The sequence below is a fragment of the Aeromonas sp. FDAARGOS 1403 genome (genome assembly GCF_019047325.1).
GTDB lineage: Bacteria > Pseudomonadota > Gammaproteobacteria > Enterobacterales > Aeromonadaceae > Aeromonas > Aeromonas dhakensis.
In genome coordinates, this window is sequence record NZ_CP077249.1 from 2,051,144 (window position 1) to 2,077,176 (window position 26,033).

At 61.2% G+C, this 26,033-nt stretch carries 27 protein-coding genes; 14 read left to right on the forward strand and 13 right to left on the reverse strand.

From position 1 onward, the window contains the following. Positions 1 to 2 precede the first annotated feature (2 nt). The gene (locus I6L33_RS09835; protein WP_005303533.1) at positions 3 to 1,043 is read left to right on the forward strand and encodes an FAD:protein FMN transferase ApbE; all 1,041 of its coding nucleotides are present in this window, start codon (positions 3 to 5) and stop codon (positions 1,041 to 1,043) included. An 11-nt stretch (positions 1,044 to 1,054) separates the two neighbouring features. Continuing rightward, complete coding sequence (gene nqrM / locus I6L33_RS09840) at positions 1,055 to 1,279, forward strand: (Na+)-NQR maturation NqrM (RefSeq protein ID WP_005303529.1); 225 nt, start codon at positions 1,055 to 1,057, stop codon at positions 1,277 to 1,279. 79 nt (positions 1,280 to 1,358) lie between these two features. On the opposite strand, the gene I6L33_RS09845 is transcribed toward nqrM, so the two are convergent. Continuing rightward, positions 1,359 to 1,580, reverse strand: coding sequence for a hypothetical protein (locus I6L33_RS09845; RefSeq protein ID WP_017781866.1), 222 nt, complete (start codon positions 1,578 to 1,580; stop codon positions 1,359 to 1,361). 130 nt (positions 1,581 to 1,710) lie between these two features. Between I6L33_RS09845 and dinB the strand changes: the two genes are divergently transcribed. The 6 genes from dinB to rlmM all read left to right on the forward strand — a co-directional run bounded on the left by dinB (position 1,711) and on the right by rlmM (position 8,312). Next, positions 1,711 to 2,763 (forward strand): DNA polymerase IV, encoded by a 1,053-nt coding sequence (dinB, locus tag I6L33_RS09850; RefSeq protein WP_017764095.1) that lies wholly within the window; start codon positions 1,711 to 1,713, stop codon positions 2,761 to 2,763. Between the two features lie 68 nt (positions 2,764 to 2,831). Continuing rightward, positions 2,832 to 4,973, forward strand: a complete 2,142-nt coding sequence (locus tag I6L33_RS09855) for a methyl-accepting chemotaxis protein (protein WP_126882376.1) — start codon at positions 2,832 to 2,834, stop codon at positions 4,971 to 4,973. Between the two features lie 283 nt (positions 4,974 to 5,256). Beyond that, positions 5,257 to 6,177 carry a transcriptional regulator GcvA gene (locus I6L33_RS09860; RefSeq protein ID WP_005303519.1) on the forward strand — a complete coding sequence of 307 codons (921 nt, stop codon included), beginning with the start codon at positions 5,257 to 5,259 and terminating at the stop codon, positions 6,175 to 6,177. Then, positions 6,170 to 6,808 carry an alpha/beta fold hydrolase gene (locus I6L33_RS09865; RefSeq protein ID WP_216973988.1) on the forward strand — a complete coding sequence of 213 codons (639 nt, stop codon included), beginning with the start codon at positions 6,170 to 6,172 and terminating at the stop codon, positions 6,806 to 6,808. The genes I6L33_RS09860 and I6L33_RS09865 overlap by 8 nt, the downstream gene beginning before the upstream one ends. Positions 6,809 to 6,838: 30 nt before the next feature. After that, on the forward strand, positions 6,839 to 7,225 hold the full coding sequence (locus tag I6L33_RS09870) for a DUF423 domain-containing protein (protein WP_010634798.1): 387 nt from the start codon (positions 6,839 to 6,841) through the stop codon (positions 7,223 to 7,225). Further along, positions 7,218 to 8,312 (forward strand): 23S rRNA (cytidine(2498)-2'-O)-methyltransferase RlmM, encoded by a 1,095-nt coding sequence (gene rlmM, locus I6L33_RS09875; RefSeq protein WP_005303513.1) that lies wholly within the window; start codon positions 7,218 to 7,220, stop codon positions 8,310 to 8,312. Before I6L33_RS09870 ends, rlmM begins: the two co-directional genes overlap by 8 nt. 71 nt (positions 8,313 to 8,383) lie before the next feature. Here rlmM and I6L33_RS09880 read toward each other — a convergent pair whose 3' ends face one another. From I6L33_RS09880 to queF, 7 genes are all read right to left on the reverse strand, one after another. Next, positions 8,384 to 8,824, reverse strand: coding sequence for a hypothetical protein (locus I6L33_RS09880; protein ID WP_005303511.1), 441 nt, complete (start codon positions 8,822 to 8,824; stop codon positions 8,384 to 8,386). Between the two features lie 121 nt (positions 8,825 to 8,945). Further along, positions 8,946 to 9,953, reverse strand: coding sequence for an isocitrate dehydrogenase (locus tag I6L33_RS09885; RefSeq protein WP_095593226.1), 1,008 nt, complete (start codon positions 9,951 to 9,953; stop codon positions 8,946 to 8,948). 146 nt (positions 9,954 to 10,099) lie between these two features. Then, on the reverse strand, positions 10,100 to 10,903 hold the full coding sequence (gene xni, locus I6L33_RS09890; protein WP_216973989.1) for a flap endonuclease Xni: 804 nt from the start codon (positions 10,901 to 10,903) through the stop codon (positions 10,100 to 10,102). A 129-nt stretch (positions 10,904 to 11,032) separates the two neighbouring features. Continuing rightward, positions 11,033 to 12,388 (reverse strand): nucleotide 5'-monophosphate nucleosidase PpnN, encoded by a 1,356-nt coding sequence (ppnN, locus tag I6L33_RS09895; protein WP_005303505.1) that lies wholly within the window; start codon positions 12,386 to 12,388, stop codon positions 11,033 to 11,035. Between the two features lie 150 nt (positions 12,389 to 12,538). Further along, entirely contained in the window at positions 12,539 to 14,146 is a 1,608-nt protein-coding gene (locus I6L33_RS09900) for a diguanylate cyclase (RefSeq protein WP_010634795.1), read from the reverse strand. Between the two features lie 90 nt (positions 14,147 to 14,236). Next, on the reverse strand, positions 14,237 to 16,507 hold the full coding sequence (locus tag I6L33_RS09905; protein WP_017781874.1) for a hypothetical protein: 2,271 nt from the start codon (positions 16,505 to 16,507) through the stop codon (positions 14,237 to 14,239). Positions 16,508 to 16,644: 137 nt separating this feature from the next. Next, positions 16,645 to 17,493 carry an NADPH-dependent 7-cyano-7-deazaguanine reductase QueF gene (queF, locus tag I6L33_RS09910; protein WP_216973990.1) on the reverse strand — a complete coding sequence of 283 codons (849 nt, stop codon included), beginning with the start codon at positions 17,491 to 17,493 and terminating at the stop codon, positions 16,645 to 16,647. A gap of 158 nt (positions 17,494 to 17,651) precedes the next feature. On the opposite strand from queF, the gene syd reads away from it, so the two are divergent. Then, positions 17,652 to 18,200 carry a SecY-interacting protein gene (gene syd, locus I6L33_RS09915; RefSeq protein ID WP_010634792.1) on the forward strand — a complete coding sequence of 183 codons (549 nt, stop codon included), beginning with the start codon at positions 17,652 to 17,654 and terminating at the stop codon, positions 18,198 to 18,200. A 69-nt stretch (positions 18,201 to 18,269) separates the two neighbouring features. Here the strand turns inward: syd and I6L33_RS09920 are convergent, their stop codons facing one another. The 5 genes from I6L33_RS09920 to I6L33_RS09940 all read right to left on the reverse strand — a co-directional run bounded on the left by I6L33_RS09920 (position 18,270) and on the right by I6L33_RS09940 (position 21,133). Beyond that, positions 18,270 to 19,055 carry a Zn-ribbon-containing protein gene (locus tag I6L33_RS09920; RefSeq protein WP_010634791.1) on the reverse strand — a complete coding sequence of 262 codons (786 nt, stop codon included), beginning with the start codon at positions 19,053 to 19,055 and terminating at the stop codon, positions 18,270 to 18,272. A 3-nt stretch (positions 19,056 to 19,058) separates the two neighbouring features. Then, positions 19,059 to 19,355 carry a DNA-binding protein gene (locus I6L33_RS09925; protein WP_010634790.1) on the reverse strand — a complete coding sequence of 99 codons (297 nt, stop codon included), beginning with the start codon at positions 19,353 to 19,355 and terminating at the stop codon, positions 19,059 to 19,061. Between the two features lie 88 nt (positions 19,356 to 19,443). Continuing rightward, positions 19,444 to 19,680: a DUF2789 domain-containing protein gene (locus I6L33_RS09930; protein WP_005303490.1), complete on the reverse strand. Its 237-nt coding sequence runs from the start codon at positions 19,678 to 19,680 to the stop codon at positions 19,444 to 19,446. Positions 19,681 to 19,737: 57 nt separating this feature from the next. Next, positions 19,738 to 20,037 (reverse strand): DUF3301 domain-containing protein, encoded by a 300-nt coding sequence (locus I6L33_RS09935; RefSeq protein ID WP_005303488.1) that lies wholly within the window; start codon positions 20,035 to 20,037, stop codon positions 19,738 to 19,740. 67 nt (positions 20,038 to 20,104) lie between these two features. Beyond that, positions 20,105 to 21,133: a DUF3549 family protein gene (locus tag I6L33_RS09940; protein WP_010634789.1), complete on the reverse strand. Its 1,029-nt coding sequence runs from the start codon at positions 21,131 to 21,133 to the stop codon at positions 20,105 to 20,107. Positions 21,134 to 21,354: 221 nt separating this feature from the next. On the opposite strand from I6L33_RS09940, the gene I6L33_RS09945 reads away from it, so the two are divergent. The 5 genes from I6L33_RS09945 (at position 21,355) to I6L33_RS09965 (ending at position 25,880) form a co-directional block, all read left to right on the forward strand. Further along, positions 21,355 to 21,690 (forward strand): YqcC family protein, encoded by a 336-nt coding sequence (locus tag I6L33_RS09945; RefSeq protein WP_005303485.1) that lies wholly within the window; start codon positions 21,355 to 21,357, stop codon positions 21,688 to 21,690. Next, entirely contained in the window at positions 21,687 to 22,514 is an 828-nt protein-coding gene (gene truC, locus I6L33_RS09950) for a tRNA pseudouridine(65) synthase TruC (protein ID WP_010634788.1), read from the forward strand. The genes I6L33_RS09945 and truC overlap by 4 nt, the downstream gene beginning before the upstream one ends. 70 nt (positions 22,515 to 22,584) lie before the next feature. Continuing rightward, a complete protein-coding gene (locus I6L33_RS09955) occupies positions 22,585 to 23,025 on the forward strand; it encodes a flavodoxin (protein ID WP_216973991.1) in 441 nt (146 codons plus the stop codon). Positions 23,026 to 23,553: 528 nt separating this feature from the next. Beyond that, positions 23,554 to 24,828, forward strand: coding sequence for a maltoporin (locus I6L33_RS09960; RefSeq protein ID WP_010634786.1), 1,275 nt, complete (start codon positions 23,554 to 23,556; stop codon positions 24,826 to 24,828). Between the two features lie 182 nt (positions 24,829 to 25,010). Beyond that, a complete protein-coding gene (locus I6L33_RS09965) occupies positions 25,011 to 25,880 on the forward strand; it encodes a MalM family protein (RefSeq protein WP_010634785.1) in 870 nt (289 codons plus the stop codon). Positions 25,881 to 26,033 lie beyond the last annotated feature (153 nt).

A 26,033-nucleotide genomic window follows, 5' to 3' on the forward strand; every position in this document is an offset into this window, starting at 1 on the left:
CAATGCACAGTGTTGTAAAGACCTGGCTAGCCTTCGGGCTAGCCTTTTTCTTGACTGGGTGCGGTCAGGAACAAACGGTCCAATCGAAGCCGGAAATTCACATCACCGGCAGCACCATGGGTACCTACTACTCCATCAAGGTGGCGGACAACGTCATCACCGATCCCGCCAAGTTCCAGGCCGAGGTCGATGTACTGCTGGAGCGGGTGAACGATCAGATGTCGACCTACCGGCCGGACTCCGAGCTGTCGCGCTTCAACCAGCACCGCAGCTCGACGCCCGTGGTGGTCTCCCGCGATACCGCGCGGGTGGTGACCGAGGCCATTCACATTGGCCGTGAGAGCCGCGGGGCGCTGGACGTCACCGTCGGCCCCTTGGTCAATCTGTGGGGCTTCGGACCCGACGCGCGCCCGACCAAGACGCCGTCTGACGAGCTGATCACCCAGACCCGCCAGAAGACCGGGCTCGGCAATCTGCACGTGATCACCTCCGTCGATGCCGATACCCTGCAAAAGGACATCCCGGATCTCTACGTGGATCTCTCCGCCATTGCCAAGGGCTTTGGCGTCGACAAGGTGGCCGAGTATCTGGAGTCCCTGGGGTCGCGCAACTATTTGGTTGAGATCGGCGGCGAATTGCGGATCAATGGCGTCAACGGCAAGGGGCACCCCTGGCGCGTCGCCATCGAGAAGCCGACCGCCAACGCCGGCTCGGTGCAGGAGGTGATAGTGGCGGGCGACAACGGGGTGGCGACCTCGGGTGAGTACCGCAACTATTACGAGCTGGACGGCAAGCGCTTCTCCCACACCATCGATCCCATGACCGGCAAGCCTATCCAGCACCGGATGGTGTCGGTGACCGTGATCCACCCCTCCTGCATGACCGCAGACGGGCTGGCGACCGTGTTCATGGTGCTCGGACCCGAGAAGAGCCTGGCCTACGCCAAGGAGCGGGGGCTGGCCATTTTCGTGATCACCAAGACGGATGAGGGTTTCGAGGAGTCTTACTCCGATGCCTTCAAACAGTATCTGGTTAGAAAATAAGGGGCGGTAACATGCAGATTTTTTTGATCACCTTCGGGGTGTTTCTGGTGGTGGTGGTGGCCATGGCCATCGGCTACATCTTCCAGAAGAAGACCATCTCCGGCTCCTGTGGCGGCCTTGGCAGCATAGGTATCGAAAAAGAGTGTGATTGCCCGGAACCCTGCGACAACCGCAAGAAGAAGATGGCCAAGGAAGAGGCCCGTCGCAAGATGCTGGCCGAGAACCGGATCATCTGAGCGGGCAGGGGGCTCTCGCACCCATGTCGAAAGCAAAACGGGCTGACCCTTGGGTCAGCCCGTTTTTTATGGCGAGCGCTCAGTAGTCGTAGCGCTGGCACTCCTTCTTGTTGAATTCGGCCCGCCAGCGTGCCAGCTCCTCTTGCGTACCCAGCTCGTCCCCCTGTTTGATGGCCTTCTCCAGCGCCTCGATGCGCTCGTGCAACCAGCTGCACTCGGCGGTCGGATTGTCCTTGCCATTGCTCTGCTGCGGCAGCAGCAGACAGAGCCCCAGGGCCCATCCACTCCAGACTCCCTTCATCTCATCCTCCTTTGCAATGGGTTATAAATGGTGCCTTAAGAGTCTATATTGGCCTGTCATTTCATGCCGATGGCAGAAATGGCAGGGCTGGGTTAGCATAGGCAGGTTACCTGTTTATTCGTACAGTGGTATGCGCAAGATCATTCACATCGACATGGACTGCTTCTATGCCGCGGTAGAGATGCGGGACAATCCGGCCCTGCGCGAGGTACCGCTGGCCATCGGCGGCTCGGCGGACAGGCGCGGTGTCATCTCGACCTGCAACTATGTGGCGCGCCGCTTCGGGGTGCGCTCCGCCATGCCGAGCGCGCTGGCACGCAAGCTCTGCCCGCCGCTGGTGCTCATTCCCGGCAGGATGGCGGTCTACAAGGAGGTCTCCCGCCAGCTGCGGGCCATTTTTCTGCGCTACACCGAGCAGGTGGAGCCGCTTTCCCTCGATGAGGCCTATCTCGACGTGACGATGAGCCCCTGCTGTGGCGGCAGTGCCACCCTGATGGCCCGCGAGATCCGTGCCGCGATCAATGCCGAGCTGGGGCTGACCGCCTCGGCCGGGGTGGCGCCGAACAAGTTTCTGGCCAAGCTCGCCTCCGAGCAGCGCAAGCCGGACGGCCTGTTTGTGATCCGCCCGCAGGAGGTGGATGAGTTCGTGCGTCAGCTGCCGCTTGGCAAGTTGCCTGGCATCGGTCGCAAGACCGCGGACCGGCTGGAGTCGCTAGGCCTTTACTCCTGCGAAGATGCCCGCCAGCTCGGCAATGAGGAGCTGATCGCCCGGTTCGGCAAGCTCGGGGAGATGCTGGCCGGGCGGATCTGGGGCCACGACGAGCAGCCGGTACAGGCCCAGCGGGTGCGCAAGACCATAGGGGTGGAGACCACCCTGGCCAGCGACGTGCTGGATGAGGCCGCCTGCTGGCAGGTACTGAGCAGGCTCATTCCCGAGCTGGAGCAGCGATTCTCGGCCAGCCACGGCAAGGAGCAGTTGATGGGGCAGGGGATCAAGCTCAAGTTTGCCGATTTCCAGCAGACCACCGTCTACCGGCGCGGGGGTTACCAGCCGGAGCGGTTTCACGATCTGTTGCACGAAGGTTTGCTGCGGGCACAGGGCAAACCCATTCGGCTACTGGGATTGGTGGTCGGCCTGCCGGCGGCCGGCGAAGTGAACCAACTTGCCCTGGATTTAGCGTGATAAGGTTAAGTTTTTGTTTCTAAAACCGATACACTGATCACATCAGTATGAAGCTAGGAAATGGTGGCATGAGTTCTCTTTCTGTTCAGGGGCGGATCACCCTGATCGCCGGTTGTTGTTTGTTGGCCAGTGCCGGTGCCCTGGTGGCCTCTTCTCTCTTCAGTGCTGCCAACATGCAGGATCAGGTGCTGACTTCTACCACGGCGGAAGCCCAGAGTGCGGCCGAAAACTGGATGAAGGCGATGGGCTCGGAGCAGGCGGCCAAGGTGACCAGTTATCTGGACGAGGCCTACTTCCGGGCAACCCTGCTGGGCCAGGGGATCCTGTTCCAGCGCAAGAATGCGGCCGACAATTTCGGCTCCTCCGAATCACTGCGTACCGCCGTCAACCAGCAACTGCATGACGCGGCAGCCTCCTCCGATCACCTGCTCGGCGTCTATGCGGTGTTCGAGCCGGACCAGCTCGACGGCGAAGACAGCAACTACCACGGCTCCAGCGCGCTGGGCTCCAACGATCAGGGGCGTTTCTCCACCTACTGGGCGCGGGTCGACGGCAAGATTGAACCCGAGGTGCAGGACGAATCCGTGCTGGCGGACGAGAGCCCGACCGCGGCCGGCGGGGTGGAGAACGAGTGGTATCGCTGCAGCATTCGCAGCAAGGCCCTCTGTCTGCTGGAGCCTTATCTGGACGATGTGGGCTCGCAAAAGGTATTGATGACCTCGGTGACAGTGCCTCTGCTGGAGCAAGACAAGCTGCTCGGCATGGTCGGGGTCGATATCTCGCTGACCGCGCTGCAGAGTCTGGTCAAGGAGATGGATCAGGAGCTCTATGAGGGGCAGGGCAAGGTGCTGCTGGTGAGCAGTCAGGGCCGTGTTGCCGGGGTGGACGGCTTCGACGTCACCCTGGGCAGTCCGCTCGGTCAGCAGTATCAGACCCTGACGGCCGCCTTGCAGGGCTGGCTGGGCCAGGGGCAGGTGGCCAGTCGCTGGAGTCCGGACGGCAACCTGCTGCAGACCTTCGTACCGGTCAAGATGCGCGGTACGGAACAGAAATGGGGCATCTACATCGAGCTGCCGCGCAGCGTGGTGCTCGCCTCAGCCCTTCAACTGCAGGAGGATCTCTCCGGCCAGGCCAGCCGCAGCGTGATGACCCAGCTGCTCATCGGTGGCCTCATCTCGGCGGTGGCGCTGATCTGCATCTGGCTGATGGCCCATCAGATAGTGGCCCCCATCCGCGCCGTGGTGGCCCGTCTCAAGGACATTGCCAGCGGCGAGGGGGATCTCACCCAGCGCATCGAGCTGCGCCGTGACGACGAGATTGGCGAGCTGGCCAAGTGGTTCAACAGCTTCTTGAACAAGCTGCAGAGTACCATCAGCCAGGTCATAGATACCGTTGCCGGCACCCGGGCCAGCGCGGAGCAGGCGGCCAGCGTCGCCGAGCGCACTAGTGCCGGCATGCAGGCTCAGTATCAGGAGGTGGACCTAGTGGCGACCGCGTTCGAGGAGTTGAGCGCTACCGCCCTGCAGGTGGCCAGCAACGCCAACTCGGCGGTGGCCGCTGCCAACGAGGCCGACACGGCGGCGCAGGAGGGCAAGTACGTGGTGGCCGACACCCAGGAGGCGATGCGCAAGCTGATGGCTGTGATCAGCGATGCCAAGCCGGTGGTGGAGCACCTGTCAGCCAACAGCGAGAACATCAACGACATCCTGGTGGTGATCCAGGGGATCGCCGAGCAGACCAACCTGCTGGCGCTCAACGCCGCCATCGAGGCGGCGCGGGCCGGCGAGCAGGGGCGCGGTTTTGCGGTGGTGGCGGACGAGGTGCGCAATCTGGCGGGCCGCACCCAGAACGCCATCGTCGAGATCCAGACCCTCATCGGCCAGCTGCAGTCCGGCACCGAGGCGGTGGTGAAGGCGATCATGACAGGCCACGGCCAGGCGGATCTGACGCTGACCAAGGTCGATCTGTCGGTCAGCGTGCTGGAGCAGATCATCCACGCGGTCGGCACCATACATCAGATGAACGAGCAGATCGCGAGGGCGGCGCAGGAGCAGAGCGGGGTGGCGGACGAGATCAATCGCAACGTCAGCAACATTCGCGATGTGAGCCACACCATCCGGGCCGAGGCGGCCAGCTCCGCCGAAAATGGTCGCGAGCTGTCGGCGCTGGCCGACAAGCAGCAGCAACTGGTGGGGCAGTTCAAGGTATAGGGATAAGAAAAAAGGCGCCTTCCAACCGGAGGCGCCAAACACATTCAGATGACAGACTGGGTTAAATCGGTCCGATTTAAGCCCCTCTTCCCGCAGAGGAAGAAACACAACACCACAATCGCACTCCAGAGACTCACAAAAATCACATGTAAACCAACATGGAAGAGAAAAAGTGAGCCATATGGCAACGGATTGCGAAGCGAATTATGTTTATTCACTGGTCGACCCGCAACCGACAAATTATAATGCGGCCCATTAGAAAAACTCATCGTCGGCTGGTCTCATGTCTCGTCGTTTACCCCCGCTCAACGCACTGAAAGCGTTTGAAGCCGCGGCTCGTCATTTAAGCTTCACCCGCGCTGCGGAGGAGCTGTTCGTGACCCAGGCCGCCATCAGTCACCAGATCAAGGCGCTGGAAGAGTACCTCGGTATCAAGCTGTTTCGCCGCAAGAACCGCTCTCTGTTGCTGACTGAGGAGGGGCAGGGCTACTTCCTCGATATCAAGGACATCTTCACCTCCATCTCGGAGGCGACCGACAAGTTGCTGGCCCGCAGCGCCAAGGGCGCACTCACCGTTTCTCTGCAGCCGAGCTTCGCCATCCAGTGGCTGGTGCCGCGGCTGGTCAAGTTCAGTGAACGTCATCCCGACATCGACGTGCGGATCAAGGCGGTGGACATGGACGAGGGCTCGCTCACCGACGACGTGGACGTGGCCATCTACTACGGACGCGGCAACTGGCCCGGCCTGCGGGCCGACAAGCTGCACACCGAGTATCTGATCCCGGTCTGTTCACCGCTGCTGCTGACCGGTCCCAAGCCGCTGCGCACCCCGGACGATCTGACCCGTCACACCCTGCTGCACGACACCTCGCGTCGCGACTGGAAGGCCTGGTTTCGCCAGCTCGACATCGATGCCCCCAACGTCAATCAGGGGCCCATCTTCAGCCACTCTACCATGGTGATCCAGGCCGCCATTCACGGCCAGGGGGTGGCCCTTGGTCACAGCGTGCTGGCCCAGCCAGAGATAGAGGCGGGTCGCCTCATCTGCCCGTTCGAGCAGGTGCTGGTGAGCAAGAACGCCTTCTATCTGGTGTGCCAGGAGCAGCAGTCCGATCAGGGCAAGATAGTCGCCTTCCGCGACTGGATGCTGGAACTGGTGGAGCAGGAGGAGGCCCGTCGCCGGGCCAGACTGGCAGATGCATGAGGTGATCCGGGAGGGGGCTGTTGATGCCCCCGTTCGCATTCTGCTGGCCCACGGTGCCGGGGCCGGTATGGAGCACGCCTTTCTCGCCGAGCTGTCACGGCTGCTGGCCGGGCCCGAGATCGAGGTGGTGCGTTTCAACTTTCCCTACATGAGCAAGCGTGCCCTGGATGGCAAGCGTCGTCCGCCGGACCGGCAGCCTGTCCTGCTCGACCACTGGCGCCAGATGATCAAGGCGTTTGCCCATCCCAGACTGTTTCTGGCGGGCAAATCCATGGGTGGGCGGATGGCGGCCGAACTCTATCAGGAGAGTGAGGACGAGATGAATGCTGCAGGATTGCTCATTCTCGGGTATCCTTTCCACCCCCCGGCCAACCCCGACCGCTGGCGGGGCGAGGTGCTCAAGCAGATCAAGACGCCAACCCTGCTGTTGCAAGGGGAGCGCGATACCTTCGGCACCCGTGCCGAACTGGCTGATTTCCCCTTCTCATCCGCCGTATCGGTCCATTGGCTGACCGATGGTGATCATGGCTTCAAACCGCGTAAGAGCAGCGGTGCGAACGAGCAGGGCAACCTGCGCCAGGCGGCCGAACGGATCAAGGATTTCATTGCGACCATCCCGGCGCGGGGTTGAGGCTGGCGCGGGACAACAAGGAGGCAAGGGATGCAATTTCATCGACATTGGCTGGTGCTGGCGGGCTTTTTCGGCCTGACGGCGACCATGCTGGGCGCCTATGGTGCCCACGGTCTGGCGGCCACCGGCATCGACCCTTCGCGTCTGGCGGCCTTCAATACCGCCGTGCAGTATCAGTTTTTTCACGCCCTGGCCCTGCTGGTGCTGGGGTGGTGCGGTGTGCGCAGCAAGGTGATCAACCTGGCTGGCACCGCCTTTGTGCTGGGGATCCTGGGATTCTCCGGCAGTATTTACGCCATGGTGCTGCTTGGCAGCAAGGGCTTGGGGCTCATCACCCCGGCCGGTGGCCTCTGTTTTATGTTGGGATGGGCGGCCCTGATGTGGGCTGGCTGTCGTCTTGGAGGAAAGAATGAATAATCTGCTGCTTTATTGCCGCCCCGGTTTTGAGAAAGAGGCGGCGGCAGAGATCACCGAACGAGCCACTAACATGCAGTGTTATGGCTTTGCCCGGGTCAAGGACGACAGCGGCTACATCATCTTCGAATGCTACGGTGAGGAAGAGGCCGATCTGCTGGCGCGCAAGCTGCCGTTCAAGGAGCTCATTTTCATCCGCCAGATGCTGGTGGTGACCTGCGAGCTCAAGGAGCTGGATCTGGCGGATCGGATCACCCCGATCATCGAGGCGACCCGCGACTACGCCATCTGCGGTGATCTGCGGGTGGAGACGGCCGACACCAACGAGGCGAAGGAGCTCTCCGCCTTCTGCCGCAAATTCACCGTGCCGCTGCGCCAGGCGCTGCGCAGCAACGAGATCCTGACCAAGAAGGAGACCCCGAACCGTCCGGTGTTCCACGCCTTCTTCCTGGCCAACGACCACGTGTTGCTGGGTTACTCCTACTCCTTCAACAACTCCGCCTTCCACATGGGGATCCCGCGCCTGCGCTTCCCTGCCGATGCGCCAAGCCGCTCCAGCCTCAAGCTGGAAGAGGCCTTCTACGTGTTCGTACCGCGGGAAGAGTGGGACGTGCGGCTGCGCTCCGGCATGAAGGCGGTGGATCTCGGTGCCTGCCCGGGCGGCTGGACCTATCAGCTGGTGCGTCGCGACATGATGGTGACCGCGGTGGACAACGGTATGATGGCGCAATCCCTGATGGATACCGGCCAGGTCAAGCACATCCGCGATGACGGCTTTGTCTGGCGTCCCAGCAAGAAGAACATCTACTGGCTGGTGTGTGACATGGTCGACAAGCCGGCACGGGTGACCCACATGATCGCCGACTGGTTCCGCGAGGGCGATTGCCAAGAAGCCATGTTCAACCTCAAGCTGCCGATGAAGAAGCGCTACGCCGAGGCGGTGCACAACATCCAGGTGCTGCGTGAACTGCTGGCGGAGATCGATGGCGGCTTCATCATTCAGGCCAAGCAGCTCTACCACGATCGCGAAGAGATCACGGTGCATGTCTTCAACAAGTACTGGGTCTCCAAGCTCTCCCCCCAGGAGTGAAGGCTGGCTGACATGGGCTGACAAAAAGGCCGACAACCCCAAGGTTGTCGGCCTTTTTATTCGGCTTGCGTTCAGAAGCGATAGTCAAAACGCAGCGAGGATTCGCCATCGGTAAGCTTGAGCTCGATGTCGAGCGGTATGGTGCGATCGGTCGGGCTGAACTCCAGCTTGACGCCGTTGCTGCGCAGCTTGAGAGAGGTGTTCATGCCGGCGGTCTTGAACTTGATCCTGGGCTTGTGCTGTTCGAAGGAGAGGCTGACGCTCTTCTCGGCGGTCAGGTTGAGCTTCTGATAGGGAGTGACCTGACTGTTGCCATTGCTGTCGGTGACGACATCCATCCCGAAGGAGAGGGGTTTGGGAGCCTTGAGCAGGTCATTGGTATCCAGGGTGGATTGCCAGACCTGGCTGGCCGGCTGGGTGGATGGCGGCAGCTGGGGCCAGGCATTCTCGACCGGTCTGTCTATTGCCATGACATTGCTGCTGATGAGCAACAGGGTAACGATAGCGCGCATAATGGATCTCCTTATCCCTTATCTATTGAACATAGTAGCCAATCGACAAAGGGGGGAGCGCGCCGTGAGATAAAACAAAGGGAGCCGAAGCTCCCTTTTTAAATCAACAAGTTGGCACCAATTACAAACGATCTATGATGGATTGGGTGAACTCGCTGGTGGAGGCGTTGCCCCCCAGATCCCGGGTCACCCGGTCGCCGGATTCGATGGTGGCGCGCACCGCTTCGCGAATGCGCTCGGCCTTGTCCTGCATGCCCAGATACTCCAGCATCTGGATGGAGGCGAGGATCACCGAGGTGGGGTTGGCTATGTTCTTGCCGGCAATGTCCGGGGCAGAGCCGTGCACCGCTTCGAAGATGGCGGCGCCATCACCGATGTTGGCGCCCGGCGCCATACCGAGGCCGCCGACCAGACCGGCACACAGATCCGAGAGGATGTCGCCGAACAGGTTGGTGGTGACCATGACGTCGAAGCGCTCCGGGTACATCACCAGGTTCATGCAGGCGGCATCGACGATCATCTCTTCGCTCTGGATGTCCGGGTAGCGGCTGGCCACCTCACGGGCCACTTCCAGGAACAGACCGGAGGTGGACTTGAGGATGTTGGCCTTGTGGATGATGGTGACCTTTCTGCGCCCTTCCTGACGGGCCAGCTCGAAGGCGAACTTGACGATGCGCTCGGCCCCTTCGCGGGTGATGATGCTCATCGCCTCCGCGCTCTGGTTGTCATCGCTGCGCTTCTGACCTGCCCCCGAATACATCCCTTCGGTGTTTTCACGCACCGTGATGATGTCGATGTTGTCGTAACGGCTGCGGGTGCCCTTGAAGGAGAGAACGGGACGCACGTTGGCGTAGAGGTTGAACTTCTTGCGCAGGGAGACGTTGATGGAGGTGAAACCGCCGCCGACCGGGGTGGTGAGGGGGCCTTTCAGGGTGACCTTGTTCTTCTCAATCAGGTCGAGTGTGGCCTGGGGCAGCAGCTCGCCGTGCTTCTCCAGCGCCACCAGACCGGCGTCCGCGTATTCGTATTCGAAGTCACAACCGGCGTGGGTCAGGATCTGGATGGCGGATTCGATGATGCTGGGGCCGATGCCGTCGCCCGGGATGACGGTAATTTTTCTTTTTGACATGAGACGTATCCACTTCTAGGGAACAGAGGGGGAGGATTCGGCGGTTTTATACCATTTCTCCACCTAACCCTCCATGTTTCTTTACATTCTATCTGTTTTTGTCAACAGCGAGAGTGAGTCCGGTCATGCTTGGCGAGATAGCGTCATCAGGCATCCGGGGCGGGCGGATAACGGATCTCCCGCAGGTTGAAGCCAAGGGGGATGTCCCGCTGCAGCCGTACCAGTCGCTGGGCCAGCAGGGCCTCATCCCGGTACTGGCGCAGCTTGAGCAAAGGCTTGGCGGCGTCCTCCTGCTGGCAGGCGGTCAGCATGGCAGCGAGATCGCCGTATTGTTGCAGCAGCTGGGTGGCGGTCTTGGGGCCGATGCCGGGCACCCCCTTGATGTTGGAGCCACCGATGCCGGTCAGGGCCCAGAAGTCCACCAGCTGGGCCGGGGTCACCCCGTATTGCTGCTCGACGAAGGCGGCATCCAGCCAGCGCTTGTTGAAGTAGTCGCGGATCCGGATCTGTGGGCAGATGAGCTGGCAGAAGCCCTTGTCGGTGGAGATGATGGTGGCGCTGGCGCCGTGCTGGGCAATGCCGCTGGCCAGGGTGGCGATGAGATCGTCCGCCTCGTCGGTCTGGGAGAGCAGGGCATCGACGCCGCACTCCCAGAAGGCATCCTGCAGCTCGTTCAGCCCTTCGCGCAGCTCGACCGGCATGGGGGTTCGTCCCTCCTTGTAGGCGGGATAGACCTCCTTGCGCCAGCTGTGCACCTCGCCATCGAACACCGCGATGACGTGGGTCGGCTCGCTGCCTGCCAGCAGCTTGCGGCAGGTATTGATGAGGTTGGCACGGGTGGCGATCAACGCCTGGGCCGGAGTCAGCGCCTGCTGAGCCTGCACCGCGTGCAGCCGGCGGATGAGGTTGAGGGCATCGATGATGAGCAGGTGTGGCCTTGGGTTTGACATGGGGCACTCTTGGCAGTCGGAACGCCCCATTGTAACAAACCAGCAGGCTCGATGGGGGATTGATGGCCGAAGGGCTGGCAGCAATAAAAAAGGGGCGCGTTGCGCCCCTCGTTTCATCTGTGCTGACCGTCAGCGCACGATTTCGTAACAGGGTACATACTGGCTGCCCGGCAGCTTCATGCGCTGCTGTTTGACGAAGCTCTCCAGCAGCTTGTCCATCAGGTGCATCAGCTCCTTGTCGCCATGGATCTTGAACGGCCCCTTCTTCTCGATGGCGCGGATGCCCCCTTCCTTGACGTTGCCGGCGACGATGCCGGAGAAGGCACGGCGCAGGTTGGCCGCCAGCAGCTGGGGCGGCTGGTTGCGGTGCAGATCCAGGCTGGCCATGTTGGCGTGATCCGGCTCGAACGGCAGCTGGAACTCCGGCTCGATCTTGAGGGACCAGTTGAAGGAGTAGGCATCCCCTACCGATTTGCGGTATTCGCGGATCTTCGGCATCGCCTCCTTCATCACCCGGGCCACCTCGGGGGCATCGCCGATGATGATGCGGTAGAGGCTGGTGGCCGCTTCCCCCAAGGTCGCCTTGACGAAGTCATCGATGGCGCGGAAGTAGTCGGCACTCTCTTTCGGTCCGGTCAGCACGATGGGCATGGGTTGCCGCTCGTTGGCCGGGTGCATCATGATGCCGAGCAGGTAGAGCAGCTCCTCGGCGGTGCCGACCCCGCCCGGGAAGATGATGATGCCGTGGCCGAGGCGCACGAAGGCCTCCAGCCGCTTCTCGATGTCCGGCAGGATCACCAGCTCGTTGACGATGGGGTTGGGTGGCTCGGCGGCGATGATAGAGGGCTCGGTGAGGCCGATGTAACGGCCATTGCGCACCCGCTGCTTGGCGTGGCCGACGGCGGCCCCCTTCATCGGGCCCTCCATGGCGCCCGGGCCACAGCCGGTACAGATGTTGAGCTCGCGCAGCCCCAGCTCGCTGCCCACCGCACGGGTGTACTGGTACTCGATCTCGTTGATGGAGTGGCCGCCCCAGCAGACCACCAGGTTGGGGTCGGCGCCGGGCAGGATCGCCTTGGCGTTGCGCAGGATGGCGAACACCACGTTGGAGATGTGGGTGGAGCTGGTGAGGTTGACCAGCCGGTTCGACTCCAGCTGGGTCGACACATAGAGGATGTCGCGCAGCACGGAGAAGAGGTGTTCCTGAATGCCGCGGATGATCTCGCCATCGACGAAGGCGTGTTCGGGGGCGTTGAACAGTTCGAGCTTGACCCCGCGCTCACGCCGGATCACATGAATATCAAAGGATTTGAAGCGCTCCAGTATCTCTTTGGAGCTGTCGGTATGGCTGCCGGAGTTGAGTACCGCCAGCGAGCAGTTGCGAAACAGTTGATAGATATCGCTGGAGGCGGTTTGCTTGAGGCGGTCCACCTCGAGCTGGGACAGCAAGTCCATGCTGCCGACTGGATTGATGTGCGTAATCATATGTTCCCCTTTCACTCGCTTGTTATCGTTGTGCTTTTCCCTGGGGAGAAAACGGGATGCCCTGTGGCATCCCTTGAATTTGATAGTAGTTGCAAGCGGTGGGGCAGGGGAATAGGGGGAAAGTGCGTTTGCTGCTTTTTTAGGCGCTCGTCAGGCCAGATTCACCTGATCCCGCCCCGAGTGCTTGGAGCTGTAAAGCGCCTTGTCGGCCCGCTCGAACGCATCCGTGGTGTGGTCCCCCTCCCTGAACAGGGTGGCGCCGATGGAGATAGTGATCTCGACCCTGGCATCCCGAAAGCGGAACGGAATGCTCTTGATGGTCTGGCGCAAGGTTTCCAGCGGTTTCTGATACTTGTCCGGGTTGATGTTCGGCAGCAACACCACGAACTCCTCGCCGCCGAAGCGGGCGATGAAGTCGGTGTCGCGCAGGGCCCCCTGCAGCGCCTTGGCCACTACCTTCAACGCCTTGTCGCCGGCCATGTGGCCGTAGTTGTCGTTGATGTTCTTGAAGTGGTCGATGTCGATGATGGCCAGGCACAGCGGGGTGCCGTAGCGCAGCCAGCGCTTGTATTCGAGCTCGAGCCGCTCGTCGAGGGCCGCCCGGTTGTGCACCTGGGTCAGGCTGTCGAGGAACAGCTTGTGTTTCTGGATGGTGAGCCGCTTCTTGTACTCGGCGGTCTCCTCCTTCATCAGTCGCAGTTTAGCCTCCATGGTGGAGAGCCGGGTCAGCAGGTGGCGTTCGCGGGCGGCCATGGCTTCCCTGTCCTGCAGCAGCAGGCTGATGGCGCCCATGTGGCCGGAGATGGCCTCCTTGAGGTCGCCCAGGGTGTCATGGCTGGCCAGGGTATGGTCGATGGCTTTGAGCTCCTGGTCGATGGCCTTGCGGGTATCCAGGGTGGCACTTTGCAGGGCCCGCCCCTCGTCGAGGGATTCGGTGAAGCTGAAGTGGACGGCCGAAAGGCTCTCGTTGAGGGTGCTGAGAAACGCCTGGGAGGCTTTGCGTTCCTCGCGGGTGCCCTCGATGATGAGCTCGATCACCTGCAGGCAGATCTCGGCCAGCAGGGGAGGGGTGATGCCATTGAGCAACTGGCGGCGAATGTCCGCCAGGCTCTCGCCCACCGCACCGGCAAAGTCGAGCTCGGTGATGAGCCGCTGCAGCTCGTCGGCGATGTGGGCGTGGATCTTGACGTCAAAGGGGGCATCCGGCTCGGGGGCTGCCAGATCGGTGACCACCTCAGGCTGACTGTTCTGGGCCAGCAGGGGCTGGCTGGGCAACAGCTGGATCTTGATGGCCTGCTGGTAGAACTCCAGCAGCCGGATCACCTTCTTCTGGTGATCGCCGATGCCATAGCCATCCGGGCTCGCCAGAAACTCCTTGAGGGATTTGCGGGTATCTTCCGGGAAGCCCTTGATGGCCTTGAGTTGTTTGGAACCGAGTTCGATGGCGGACTTGGTCAGGGAGATGGACTCTTCCAGTGCGTTGCCGTGCTGCTGCAGCAGCTTCTCGATGATGGCGAGATCGGCGTCGAGGGAGGAGAGCGGCGGGTTGCCGTCGAGTTTCTGCTTGAGCTTGGCGAGTTTGTTGTCCAGCTCCCGGTCGTGACCGCGGCAGGCCTGCATCAGCTTGGCGATGAACTGGATGCTGCGGGCGCGCTCGGTATCGGAGAAGGAGACAATGCCGTCCAGCTCCAGCTGTTTTTGCTGAAGGGATTCCCTGAGTCTGGCCAGTTGTCCGGCTACGGCAGCGATATCATTCATTATTCAGGTCGCCCTGTTGTCATTATCGTTGTTGTGTTGGATAGCAACAGCGGTCGAACCCAGTTCCAGACCCAGTTGATTATCTATTCGTCACTGATCAACCGGCACTCTCTTCCGTGAAAGTTGAAGCCAATTAACCCATTGCTTTTCATGAGAAGAATTTACTTTTACCAGTCCCTTGTCAATTGCCATCAAGCAGCATTGCCACACATCCCCATTAAAAAATGCGGCCTGTTGGCAATCGATGGCAGCCAGCTCCAACCAGACGCTTTGCTGGGATTTTTCACTGAGCTGAATGGCTCCTGCCAGTGCCAGATAGCAGAGGTCGAACAGCCCGTGATGATCGAGGGCGGTGGCCGCCTTGGGCAGGAAGGGGTGGCTGACGATGCCGAGGCTGATGTGGCGATCGAGCGGATGCTGGCAAGGGAACTCGGCCAGTGCTGCGAGCAGCTCGCGGGCCAGCCGGTGCAGATCCTCCACATGGCGCTGGGGCACCACATAGAGCAGATGGCCTTCGCGAAGGTCGTAGATGCGGCCATCCTGCGGGGTGAGGCCGTTGACGTAGGCACCGAAGGCCTGCTCTATCTCGCGGCTCACCTGGTAGCCGTGCTGCTCCAGGCTGTTGACCAGGAAGGGGACCCGAAACAGCAGGTAGTGCAGCTTGTCGTCAAATTCGCTGCTGGGCAGCTCGCTCAGATACCAGCGCTCGGAGCGCTGCTGGCGCTTGGCCATCTCCCGTGGCCAGCGGCTCATCAGTCGCTGCCAGTTGGCCAGCCCGGTGCGTGGCTCGAGCAGCAGCGCCTCGCCCAGCTGCTTGCCCTGCAGGCGGGCGACCCGCAACTTGAGCCAGAGGGTGAAGAAGAGGTAGATGAACAGGGTCAGCAGCAGGCCGGTTATCACGCTCGACCAGAGGTAGCGATCCTGTTGATGCTTGCTGGTGCTGAGCTGCTGCTCCAGCTCCTTGATCTGCTGTTCACGCTCCACCTGGGCGTAGTTGTCGCGGATCGCCTCCTGCTCCAGATCGACCTGCTGCTGGCGGACCTGCTCGCTGCGCTGGTGGAAGTTTTTGTAGCTCTCCAGCGCCTGCTGCAGATAGCCCTTCTGCTCGTAGGCGGCCGAGAGCAGGCGGAAGATCTCGAACTGGCGCTGGGTGTCGCCTATCTGGTTGGCCAGCGCCAGCGCGTTCTCCAGCTGCAGGATGGCGATGCCCGCCTCTTTCTGCTTGAGGTGTAGCTCGCCCAGCAGCAGCAGGGTGTCGATCAGCGGCTCCTTGTCATCCCCCAGCTCGTGGGACTGGCGGGCCGCGGTGAGGTAGTTGCGGGCCAGGGTCAGGTTGCCGGTTTCCAGATAGGTTTTGCCGATTTCGTACTTGAGGTTGGCGATGCGGGTGCGGTTGTTGCCCTCGTCCAGCAGGTCCAGGGCGTTGAAGAAGTAGACCAGCGCCATGTTCATCTCGCCCTGCTCCCGGTTGAGGCGGGCCAGCACGATGAGGGCGTCGCTCAGCAGGGAGGGATTGCCGAGGGCGTGGAAGTAGTTGGCTGCCTCATTGGCATATTGCAGCGCCTTCTGCGGCTCCTGCTCCTCTTCATAGAGGTTCACTATCTGGTTCGACAGCAGGCCGAGGAAGAGGGGATCCTGCAGGCCCCTGGCCTGCTGCTGGGCGTCGATGTAGTCGCCCAGCGAGAGCTGCGGCTGCTTGAGGGCGTGGTAGAGATCGCCGCTCACCGCGCTGACCCAGGCGCTGGCCAGCGGGTTCTTGGTCTGATCCGCCCAGCGGCGGGCTTCGGCCAGCTGGCGTTTGGCCTCGTCGAACTGGTGCGCCTCTATGCTGGCATTGGTGCGCAACAGCCGGCTGTAAACCTGCAGCTGGCTCTCTTTCAGGCTGGGGGTGCTGAGCAGGGTCTCCAGCTGACCGAGCAGGCCGCTGCTGGCACCGTGGGAGCGTTCCAGCAGGTTCTGGCTGCGGATCTTGAGGTAGAGGCCGTGGGCCTGCAACTCCAGCTGCTGCTCCTTGGCCGCCATGGCGATGCCCTGATCGAGAGACTTCTGGGCGGCCTGGAACTGGCCCAGTTGCAGCAGGCACTCCCCCTTGAGCAGGTGGGCGCCGGTGGCCTGGGCGGCGGTGCCATAGCTCAACAGCGGCTCACGGTAGCCGTACTCCTGGCGATTGCTGATGATTTGCTTGGGATTATTGGCCGTGCGCGCAAGGAAGGCGGAGGTGATCTGCACGCATCTGGCAGGATCGGTCAGCACCAGGGTCTGGGCCTGTTGCAGATCGATGGACAACTGCTCCTTGGCCAGATCCAGATCAGGAGCGGACAGGGAGGACATCATCATTGCCAGAAAAAACAGTTGATTCATTGGATTAAGGGCAGCACGGGAGTGAGGGCATGTTATCCAAGCCCGGCCCCGTGCGTCCAGAGTTTACTGACAGATTGCGCGCCAACCCCGTTATCCGGGCGCTGGCGGCGCAGAGCGGCGGGGGCAGTGACTGCGGATTATTGCCGGATCAGGCGCAGGTTGGCCGGCACTACTTCCCAGTCGCTGCGAAACGGGTTGATGTCCAGGCCGCCGCGGCGGGTGTAGCGGGCGTAGACGGTCAGCTGGCTCGGGGCGCAGAAGTGCTTGAGATCGGTGAAGATCCGCTCGATGCACTGCTCGTGGAACTCGTTGTGCTGGCGAAACGAGATGAGGTAGCGCAGCAGTTTTTCCCGGTCCAGCTGCGGGCCGCGATAGTGGATCACCACGGAGCCCCAGTCCGGCTGGCTGGTCACCAGGCAGTTGGATTTGAGCAGGTGGCTGTGCAGGGTCTCCTCCACCTCCTGGCTGCCGGCCGCGCCTTGCAGCAGGTCGGCATCGAACTCGTAACAGTCCACGGCGATGTCCTGCTCGTCGATGCACTCGCCCGGCAGGGCGGCAATGTGGTGCGGAGCCTGGGCCAGCGGGAACAGGGTGACGCTCACATCGCTGCCGGCACAGGCGCTCAGGTCCTTGACCAGCATGGCCTGCACCGCTTCCAGCGAGTCGCAGCGGGTCTGGTTGAAGGAGTTGAGATAGAGCTTGAACGACTTGGATTCGATGAGGTTTGCGCTGGTGGCAGGCACCGAGACCTCGCCGACGGCGACCATGGGCTTGCCTTTGGCATTGAGCCAGGAGAGCTCGTACAGGGTCCAGACGTCGCAGCCCTGGAACGGCAGCTCGCCATCAAGACCGAGGTCGTCGCGGTTCAGACTGCGGGGCACCGGCTGCAGCAGGGCCGGGGTGTACTGGCTGATGTAGGCCGATTGCTGGCCGAGACTCAGCCCCTGCAGGGCGCTGGCGCCGGCGTATCTATCTTGTTTGCTCATCTGTGTGACTCGAACGTTGAATGGGCGATGGCAGAGGCATGGGCCCCGCTTGGGGTGGCAAGGCGGGGAGTGCCGGCTGGCGATCCGCGCTTCACCTTGTCTGCTCATGGCTTTGATGGTGCAATAGCGGACTTTGGCAGCAATTGTGGGGAATTTCGATGTCGGATCAAGTCTTGTCTGCCCTGGAACACTTTTTTTTGCGCTGGCAGCGCGACGGCGAGGCGAGGCGAGGGCTGCCCTTGTGCGAGTGGGAGGCGGACTGGCGCTCCCCCTGCGAGCTGGATGAACCCAAGGAAGGCCGGGTCGCCTGGCGCCCGCATCGGCGCACCGAGCCCGCCGATTTCACGGCGATGAACGAGGCGCTCGAGCTGACCCTGCACCCGGCCGCGCAGGCCCTGTTTGGTGGCTGGTTCAGTCGCCCTGTGCCCTGCCTCTACAAGGGGTTGCGGCTCGAGTTTGTGCTGCCCTGGAACGAGGCGGATCTCGACCTGCTCAAGGAGAACCTCATCGGCCACCTGCTGATGCTGCGCAAGTTGAAGCGCAGCCCCTCCCTGTTCATTGCCACCACCCGCAACGAGATGACGCTGGTATCGCTCGACAACGAGAGTGGTCAGGTGTGGCTGGAGTGGCTCGACTCGGGCCGCCGATTGGTGCTGGCGCCTTCTCTGCCCGCGTTCCTGGAGCGGCTGGAGACCCTGCCGCAATAAGCGGCGTTAGCCACAATGAAAAACGCCTTGCCGACCGGCAAGGCGTTTTTGTCTGGTTCACCGCCGGGCTTAGTCCTTGAAATCCCAGGAGAGGTTGGCGACCAGCCGACAGGGATCGCACTTGAAGTCGAAGATCTCGTGCAAGGGCTCGGCCAGCGCCCACTCGCCGCCGCAACCCGGACAGGGGCGAGCCTTCTCCTCGGCCGCACTGCGGCCACCCACCCGGTAGAGGTAGTAGTAGGTGGGGATGCCGGTCAGGGCTTCCAGCCGCTTGCCGAGATTGCTGCCACGGCGCTGGAGCCGGCTGCCCACCTCACCGATTTCGTGCAGCGCCGCATGTTCGGCGATGGAGCCGTTCATCTGCAGCTGATCGCACGCCTCCCAATCCTCCTGCCACTTGATGATCTGCTTGTGGTCGCCGTTGGCGACGGCCGGCAGCCGATAGAGCGGGATGGGGGCGAAGTGATCGCCGCAGCGCAGCGGCGAGCAGGTGTGCAGGAAGCTGGTATAGAGCAGCATCCAGCTGGGGCGCTCGCCATCATGGCCGCAGGGGTCGGTGCTGTCAGAGAGCAGGTCCGCCCCCTGCAGGTGGAGTTTGGGGGCGAGCAGCCCGGCCTGGTGCAGGCCCTGCTCCGCCAGCTTGACCTGTTCGCTCTGGTTGTCGGGGTGCAGGCTGTCCTGCTCCGGGCAGACCACCCGGCTGACGAAGTAGCCCTCGTGCATGCTGGTGGGGAACTCCCGACCGAGGATCTGGCCCTGATAGCGCAGCATGTCGAGGTAGTTGACGATGGCCCGCTCGGCCTCACCCAGCGAGGTGTCGCGATAGCACTCAAAGCAGAGTTCAAGGATGTACATGGCTCACGGCTTCCCTTGCTGGAGCAGCAGCTCGGTCAACCGATCCACTTTGCGTTCGATACGTTCGAGCCGTTCGGCAAGCTGCAGCAGGGTGGGTTCGGCGGCGGGAGCGGGGGCTTCCTGCGCCGGGCTGGCGACTTCCGGGGCGCCTGCGGGTTGCTGTTTCCACTGGCTCAGCACTTTGAGCAGCTCGGCCATGGGAACGGGCTGGCCGAGGCGGGCCTTGACCATGGCGGTGGTGGGGGCGATGCCCTTGGCCGCCAGTTCATTGGCGATGCGGATGATCTCTTGGGCTGACATGAGTGCTCCTGCACGGCATGGGGATATTGGGGCTGGACGGGGCACAGAGCTTAACCAAAGCGTGCGGGGCTGAAAAGCGGGAAGCGGGTCAATCGTGCCGGCGCAGCAGTACGTCCAGCTCATCGATGGTTTCCGACCAGTCCGAATCGTTCCACAGGGCATCGCGCAGAAAATTGGCCTGGGCACTGGTCCAGAAGGGGGCTTCCGGCAGCAGGGTCTGGTTGTCGAGGCGGTGCTCGTGAATGAAGCGGTGCAGGCTCAGCTCGTCGTTGGCCAGCCCAAGCTGGGCAAACAGGGCGGCCAGATCGTGGGTCAGGAACTCCATCTCATCTCTCCGAAAAGACATTCCAGAACAGTATAGGCTCGCCCCGTGGCGGGAGATTTACAGGCTGGGTACCCGATGTGGCGGGAGGTCAACGCCGACCACCTGCAGCCCCTGCATGCGCAGTTGCCCCAGGTAGTGGCTCTCGCCATCGCTGGAGAATTCGAACTCGTAATAGGTGAGCAGGCGCAGCGGCTGGTGGGCCAGCGCCCGGTGGCTGCGTGCCAGCGACAGCAGTTGCAGGTCGTGATGCTGGCAGTAGCGGCGCATGTATTGCCAGGCGAGTTCGGCCTGGCGCCGCTGGTGCCAGAAGGCACCTGCACCCAGGGTCAGCAGCAAGATGGCGAGCACTTCACCCATCGCGGGCTCCTTTTGCGGTGTGTCCGTGTCGGGTGGCGCCCCGCCAGGGGGCGGGGCGCCGCTATCATCAGGCCGAGGCGAACAGGTGGCCGATGGCCTGGCCCAGGGCGTCGCTGCGCTCGGGGTCGCGCAGTCTGGCCAGCATATCATTGCGCAGGGCCGGCAGTGTCACCAGTTCGGCAAATACCTGATTGAAGAACTGGGTTGGCTGCAGGGCCAGCTGCTCCAGGAACAGGCTGAGCAGGGCGGCATCCTTCAGATCGGGCCAGAGCCGGCCGGCGATGGCCAGCAGCAGGGCCGGGCTCGGCTGGGTTTGCAGCAGGGTCAGCAGCTTGTTGGTGCGCATGCTGCTGCCGTTGCAGGAGGCCAGCGCCCGACACAGGTAGGCCAGGGTCTCGGCGTTGGGCTCGGCGCACTCCTGCTCCTTGCCGATGCGCTCGAACAGGGCGCCCTGTACGGCCGGCGGCAGCGGGGCGTTCTCCAGGCTCTGGCAGAGGGCGTAGAGCGGCTCTTGCGGCAGCTTCGGCAGCGCCTTGCACACCAGCGCCAGGTTGCTCTCATCCTGCAGCCGCTCCGCCAGATCGGCAAAGCCCTGCACGCCGAGGGTCTGCCACCCTTCGGGGGAGGGGGCGGACAGGTAGTGGCAGAGCCCGTCGTAATAGGCGGACGGGGCCTGCTCCAGCTGGCGGGCAAGCTTGGCGTGCAGGCTGGCCATCTTGGCTTCGGCCGGGCGGAAGGTGTAGGGATTCTCAGCCAGCCGCTGGGCCTTCTCCTCATCGAGCTCGCCGGTCAGCTTGTAGCCCAGAGTCTCCACCACCTGATCCATGAAGTGTTTGGGGCCGCTCGAGATGAGCAGACCGCGCTCGTCGAGAGCAAACTTGAGGAACCAGAGGTAGTGGCGCGATTCGGCCGGCTGGAAGAAGTGGACGCCGAGCCAGGCGTGCTGCTGCAGGGGCCAGGGATAGGGCTCCTGCTGCTGCTCGATGCGCACGAAGGTGTCGCTCGCCAGCGGCCGCACCTGGCGACCCATGTCGAACAGCTGAAACTGGGTATCGGCCTGGGTCAGAAAGTCAGTCAGAGTATTGATGGTGGACATGAGGTGATCCGGCTAAGGGTGATGCGGGCCGATTATAAGGCGCTGGCACAAGATAGCCAGCGGGGAGGCGTGTTGCGGCCGGCGGCGACCCGTACTGATGGCCGCCGGGGGCATGGCAGAGAGCGGGGGGGAGGGTGTATAGTAGCGCCCTTTTTTGCAAAGCCCGGTTTGCTGTTGACTGAACCGCGAACCGGGGACGTGGTGATGAGGAAGAGAGCGCAATGAATCAATATCTGCTGGTAGCCGGCCTGCTGGGCGAACTGACCGCCGAACTGCAACGTCTGGAACGTTGGCAAGCGACCCATCCGGGGGAAGAGGCCCTGGCCAGCGAGCTGCCGTTTTGCGTCGATACCCTGAGTTTCGATCAGTGGCTGCAGTTCGTGCTGATCCCGCGCATGGAGCAGTTGGTGCTGCTGCAGGCGCCGCTGCCCAGCAGCGTCTCTCTCTATCCCATGGCCAGCGAAGTCTACAAGGAAGAGCTGGCCGAGGTCGAAGCCCTGCTGCGCCTGATCGCCCGCTTCGATCTGCTGCTCTCCGGCAAAGTGGTCGAACAATGATGAGCGAGCAGACCCAGGGCCATCAGAAGAAAACGCAGACGGGCGGCAGTTCAGATGATTGCACCACTCAAGACGACGGTGAGATGAAGCTGACCCTGCTCTACCAGGATGACTGGCTGGTGGCGGTCAACAAGCCCTCCGGTCTGCTGGTGCACCGCAGCTGGCTCGACAAGGCCGAAACCCGTTTTGCCATGCAGATGACCCGGGATCTCATCGGCGGTCGTCACGTCTACCCGGTACATCGGCTGGACAGACCCACCTCGGGGGTGCTGCTGTTTGCCCTCGATCCTGCCGTGGCCCGTACCCTGACCGAGGCCTTTGCCGCCCGTCAGGTCCACAAGGAGTATCTGGCGCTGGTGCGAGGCTGGGCTCCGGAGCAGGGGGTGATCGACTACCCCCTCAAGGAGCAACTGGACAAGATCGCCGATGCCATGAGCGATCCGGATCGTCCGGCCCAGGAGGCGGTGACCGCGTTTTGTCGCCTGCATCAGGTCGAGCTGCCCTATGCGGTCTCCAAGAAACACCCCACCAGTCGCTACAGCCTGGTCCGCCTGTTTCCCAAGACGGGTCGCAAGCATCAGCTGCGCCGTCACCTCGATCATCTGTTCCACCCCATCGTCGGTGACACCACCCATGGCGATGGCCGCCACAACCGCTTCTTTCGCGAGCACTATGGTTGCGATCGCCTGCTGCTGGTGGCCCGCACCCTCAGCTTCCAGCATCCGGTGCTGAAGGTGCCGATGCGCATCCAGGCCCCGCTGGGGTCGCACGTGCTGCAGCTGTTTGCCGCACTGGGCTGGCCTGCCAGCGAGAGCGACTACTGAGGCGTTCGGGGTGTTGCCTGACTCTGCGCTGTGGCATGCTGGGCATCCATGTTGGTCAAAGGGGGTCGTGATGGCGCAGATAAATATAGTGGTGGGAACCGTGTACGGCGCGGCAATGCTGGTGGCCGAGACGATGGCTGCGCGGCTGGAACAGGCGGGACACGGTTGTCGGGTGTTCGAGGAGGCCGAGCTGGAAGATCTGGATGCGAGTCGATTCTTGCTGGTCATCACCGCCACCACCGGCCAGGGCGACATTCCCCCCAATCTGCAACCACTGGCTACTGCCCTGACTGATCGGGCCCCCTACATGAAAGGGTGGCGTTATGCCCTCATCGCCATGGGGGACAGCAGCTATGAGCACTTCTGTGGCGCCGGTCGCCACCTCGATGGACTGCTGCAGGAGCTTGGCGCCAGCCCTCTGCTGCCCCGCCTGGAAATAGATGCCACCGTCGACGATGAACCGGAAAAAGTGGCGCTGGCCTGGCTCGATGACTGGCTAAATAAACTCTAGCGACCACTCTTTTTCATCACTTATAGATCCCCGTTCAGTCCGTCTGGCGGGGATATTTATTTTGTGGGGCAGGCCAGTCTCAACTGACCATATTTGCCCGCTATTTCTCCGGTTATTTTTCAAGCCGTTCCTTGTTTGCTCAGTGATTTATTTCGGCGCCAGCTGACATGCCGCAAATTTAAAAGTTCCCCATTGAAAGCGATTTCAGTCATGTTTTTGTCATCAATTTGAATATTTATCACTTAATCTTCGAAGCGAATTAATTGTTGGTAGCGGTTTCATGGTGGATCTTTTTGCATTTCAACCATAGTAAATAGTGAATTATTGCATAAATCTACAGTTATCCATCCCATAAAACCCTCTGCGGCCAATGCTGGGCGATTTGTCGCCATTTTGTGAATCAGCTCATGTTTGTCCCGAAATTGGCTACCTATAATCGGCCTCGGTTATCACCCAAACGTTTTTACGGTGATAAGAACTTGGATATTCAGGATCACACTCCTCACAGCGGGAATAAGGAAAATGAAAATGAAAGCAAAGTGGCTCCCGATCGCTGCAGCAGTAACCGCAGCCCTGGCTTCCCAAGCCGCCTTCGCCGTTGATTTCCACGGCTACATGCGTTCCGGTGTCGGTACTTCCGATAACGGCAGCCTGCAAACTTACAGCAAACAGAAAGTCGGTCGTCTGGGCAACGAAGCCGAGACCTACGGCGAAGTTCAGCTGGGTCAAGAGGCTTACAACAAGGACGGCAAGTCCTTCTACGTAGACTCCATGTTTGCAATGGTTTCCGGTCAGCAGGGTCGTGACTGGGAAAGCACCAGCGGCAGCGATGCCGACTTTGCTCTGCGTCAATTCAACGTCCAGGCCAAGGGCGTGCTGGGCTTCGCGCCGGAAGCTACCCTGTGGGCCGGTAAGCGTTACTATCAACGTCACGACATCCACATCTCCGACTTCTACTACTGGGATGTGTCTGGTGCCGGTGCTGGTGTAGAAAACATCCAGGCTGGTCCGGGCAAGCTCTCCTTTGCATGGCTGCGTAACGACCCGTGGGAAGATTACGATCAGTTTGTAGGTGGTGTTGGTGTCGACAAACGTGTTGATACCGACGTACTGGACCTGCGTTATGCTGGTATCCCGCTGTGGAAAGACGGCTCCCTGGAGCTGGGCTATGACTACGCCCGCGGCAACCTGACCGATGAGCAGAAAGCGGCTCTGGGCAGCAAGGATTACGAGAAAAACGGCCACATGCTGACCGCCGAGTTGACCCAATCCATGCTGGGTGGCTTCAACAAGACCGTGGTTCAGTATTTCGCCGACGGTTATGCCTCTCAGGCTGTTGACTACGGTAGCGGTTCTGGCAGCGGCCTGAGCCAATCTGCCGCCAAGGGCGATGGCTGGCGCTTCATCAACTGGGGCGTGCTGCCGGTTGGCGACAAGGTCGAGTTCGGTCACCAGCTGGTTTACGGTACTGCCAGTGATATCGACAATGACAGCGCTGACAAGGATACCTTCTCCGTTGTCGTTCGCCCGATGTACAAGTGGAATGACACCATGAAGACCATCGCCGAGCTTGGCTATCACCATGACAGCTACAAGCCGAACAATGGCACTGAAACCAGCACCATCGGCAAGAAATACACCCTGGCTCAGGCCTGGTCCGCTGGCTCCAGCTTCTGGGCCCGTCCGGAAATCCGTGTCTACGCTTCCTACCTGGATTCTGACGGCCAGTTCCGCCCGGATGCCAATGGCGTGAAACAGGACGATTCCTGGAACTTCGGTGTTCAAGCTGAAGCTTGGTGGTAATCTGTTGACGTCATGACTGCAAGTGCCCCCGCATGACGGGGGCTCTTTTTTTACAACACGTTTCTTAGGGTCACGCGATGAGATATTCCAGATTAGCCTTGACTGTATTCTGTTCTGTTGTGCTGGGTGGGTGCGCCACGTTGGAAACGACGGTAGCGCCGACTCAGGAGTTCAAGTCCATCATGGGAAATCGCGACGTTGCGATGAGCCAATTGGCTACGGTTGGCAGCTGCTGTCGCGATGTCTCCAGTCTGCCGTTTCAGGACATACAACCGGGCGCAACCAAGCTTATCCCCATTGATGGCAGCTCCCCCGTTTACGCTTTCAGCGAAGGGAAAAGCCACTTCGCCGCCTTCCGGTTGCCGGTCAACTCCGGTGACCTGCGCATCACGGTTGATGGCTTGATCGACAAATCGCTGTTCAACCCGACCGTCTTGATGCTTGATTCCAAATTCAATGTGACCCGCAAGTTGGGCAGCGACGTGTTCAAGTACGAGCCTGCACGCATGCTGCAGGGGGATCGCATGGAAGCCGTGTTTACCGTGGATCGCTCCTATGTCGGTAACCCCAATAACGAAAGTTACATGGTGATCTACACAGACCAGAGTGGTCTGGACAAAACAACCACCATTCTGAGCCCTTCCAAGCTGATGACCAAGTCGCTAGGGGTGGTTGATTATGGTGAAAAAGACCCCGTCATTCCGCACTCCCCCTGGGGCGTGGTCAGCCTCTCTGTGGAGGACTTGAGTGGCGTCAAAACCGAGAGCAACTATTACAAGCCCGTCTATCAGGATGTGATTGATGCCAACACCCCGGTAGTCAACACGGCACCAAACAAGCTTGTCGTGCCCCTGGCGACCGCCGGCGCAGTCAAGAGCAGTGCCCCCATGCTGAGCGAAACCGAGGCCTTCTATCAATCCCAGATCGAGAAAGCGGTGAAAGCCGGTGACATCGACAAGGCGATGAGATTGGTCAGCGAAGCGGAACGGGCAGGTTCGACCAAGGCGAAATCGGTCTTTGTGGATGCGGTCAAGCGTTCCCAGAAAGGCTGAATATCGTCCGGTCTTTAAAAGATAATATTTATTTGAGGCCTCCCTTGTTGGAGGCCTTTTTAATCGGTAGACTAAAATAGAAAAAACAGCAAATGGTTACATTAAGTTACATTGCGTTTCATGGTGTATTGTTTTGATTGGCTAAAATACAAT

Excerpts from the sequence above, each read along its gene's own strand:
- truC (WP_010634788.1), top strand. The coding sequence starts at position 21,687 with ATGATGAGCGAGCAGACCCAGGGCCATCAGAAGAAAACGCAGACGGGC.
- I6L33_RS09920 (WP_010634791.1), bottom strand. The coding sequence starts at position 19,055 with ATGTACATCCTTGAACTCTGCTTTGAGTGCTATCGCGACACCTCGCTG.
- I6L33_RS09885 (WP_095593226.1), bottom strand. The coding sequence starts at position 9,953 with ATGTCAAAAAGAAAAATTACCGTCATCCCGGGCGACGGCATCGGCCCC.
- rlmM (WP_005303513.1), top strand. The coding sequence starts at position 7,218 with ATGAATAATCTGCTGCTTTATTGCCGCCCCGGTTTTGAGAAAGAGGCG.
- I6L33_RS09965 (WP_010634785.1), top strand. The coding sequence starts at position 25,011 with ATGGGAAATCGCGACGTTGCGATGAGCCAATTGGCTACGGTTGGCAGC.
- I6L33_RS09880 (WP_005303511.1), bottom strand. The coding sequence starts at position 8,824 with ATGCGCGCTATCGTTACCCTGTTGCTCATCAGCAGCAATGTCATGGCA.
- I6L33_RS09870 (WP_010634798.1), top strand. The coding sequence starts at position 6,839 with ATGCAATTTCATCGACATTGGCTGGTGCTGGCGGGCTTTTTCGGCCTG.
- I6L33_RS09905 (WP_017781874.1), bottom strand. The coding sequence starts at position 16,507 with ATGAATCAACTGTTTTTTCTGGCAATGATGATGTCCTCCCTGTCCGCT.
- I6L33_RS09860 (WP_005303519.1), top strand. The coding sequence starts at position 5,257 with ATGTCTCGTCGTTTACCCCCGCTCAACGCACTGAAAGCGTTTGAAGCC.
- I6L33_RS09940 (WP_010634789.1), bottom strand. The coding sequence starts at position 21,133 with ATGTCCACCATCAATACTCTGACTGACTTTCTGACCCAGGCCGATACC.
- I6L33_RS09960 (WP_010634786.1), top strand. The coding sequence starts at position 23,554 with ATGAAAGCAAAGTGGCTCCCGATCGCTGCAGCAGTAACCGCAGCCCTG.
- I6L33_RS09835 (WP_005303533.1), top strand. The coding sequence starts at position 3 with ATGCACAGTGTTGTAAAGACCTGGCTAGCCTTCGGGCTAGCCTTTTTC.
- I6L33_RS09930 (WP_005303490.1), bottom strand. The coding sequence starts at position 19,680 with ATGGAGTTCCTGACCCACGATCTGGCCGCCCTGTTTGCCCAGCTTGGG.
- I6L33_RS09955 (WP_216973991.1), top strand. The coding sequence starts at position 22,585 with ATGGCGCAGATAAATATAGTGGTGGGAACCGTGTACGGCGCGGCAATG.
- I6L33_RS09855 (WP_126882376.1), top strand. The coding sequence starts at position 2,832 with ATGAGTTCTCTTTCTGTTCAGGGGCGGATCACCCTGATCGCCGGTTGT.
- queF (WP_216973990.1), bottom strand. The coding sequence starts at position 17,493 with ATGAGCAAACAAGATAGATACGCCGGCGCCAGCGCCCTGCAGGGGCTG.
- I6L33_RS09900 (WP_010634795.1), bottom strand. The coding sequence starts at position 14,146 with ATGAATGATATCGCTGCCGTAGCCGGACAACTGGCCAGACTCAGGGAA.
- syd (WP_010634792.1), top strand. The coding sequence starts at position 17,652 with ATGTCGGATCAAGTCTTGTCTGCCCTGGAACACTTTTTTTTGCGCTGG.
- dinB (WP_017764095.1), top strand. The coding sequence starts at position 1,711 with ATGCGCAAGATCATTCACATCGACATGGACTGCTTCTATGCCGCGGTA.
- I6L33_RS09865 (WP_216973988.1), top strand. The coding sequence starts at position 6,170 with ATGCATGAGGTGATCCGGGAGGGGGCTGTTGATGCCCCCGTTCGCATT.
- I6L33_RS09935 (WP_005303488.1), bottom strand. The coding sequence starts at position 20,037 with ATGGGTGAAGTGCTCGCCATCTTGCTGCTGACCCTGGGTGCAGGTGCC.
- I6L33_RS09925 (WP_010634790.1), bottom strand. The coding sequence starts at position 19,355 with ATGTCAGCCCAAGAGATCATCCGCATCGCCAATGAACTGGCGGCCAAG.
- I6L33_RS09845 (WP_017781866.1), bottom strand. The coding sequence starts at position 1,580 with ATGAAGGGAGTCTGGAGTGGATGGGCCCTGGGGCTCTGTCTGCTGCTG.
- xni (WP_216973989.1), bottom strand. The coding sequence starts at position 10,903 with ATGTCAAACCCAAGGCCACACCTGCTCATCATCGATGCCCTCAACCTC.
- I6L33_RS09945 (WP_005303485.1), top strand. The coding sequence starts at position 21,355 with ATGAATCAATATCTGCTGGTAGCCGGCCTGCTGGGCGAACTGACCGCC.
- nqrM (WP_005303529.1), top strand. The coding sequence starts at position 1,055 with ATGCAGATTTTTTTGATCACCTTCGGGGTGTTTCTGGTGGTGGTGGTG.
- ppnN (WP_005303505.1), bottom strand. The coding sequence starts at position 12,388 with ATGATTACGCACATCAATCCAGTCGGCAGCATGGACTTGCTGTCCCAG.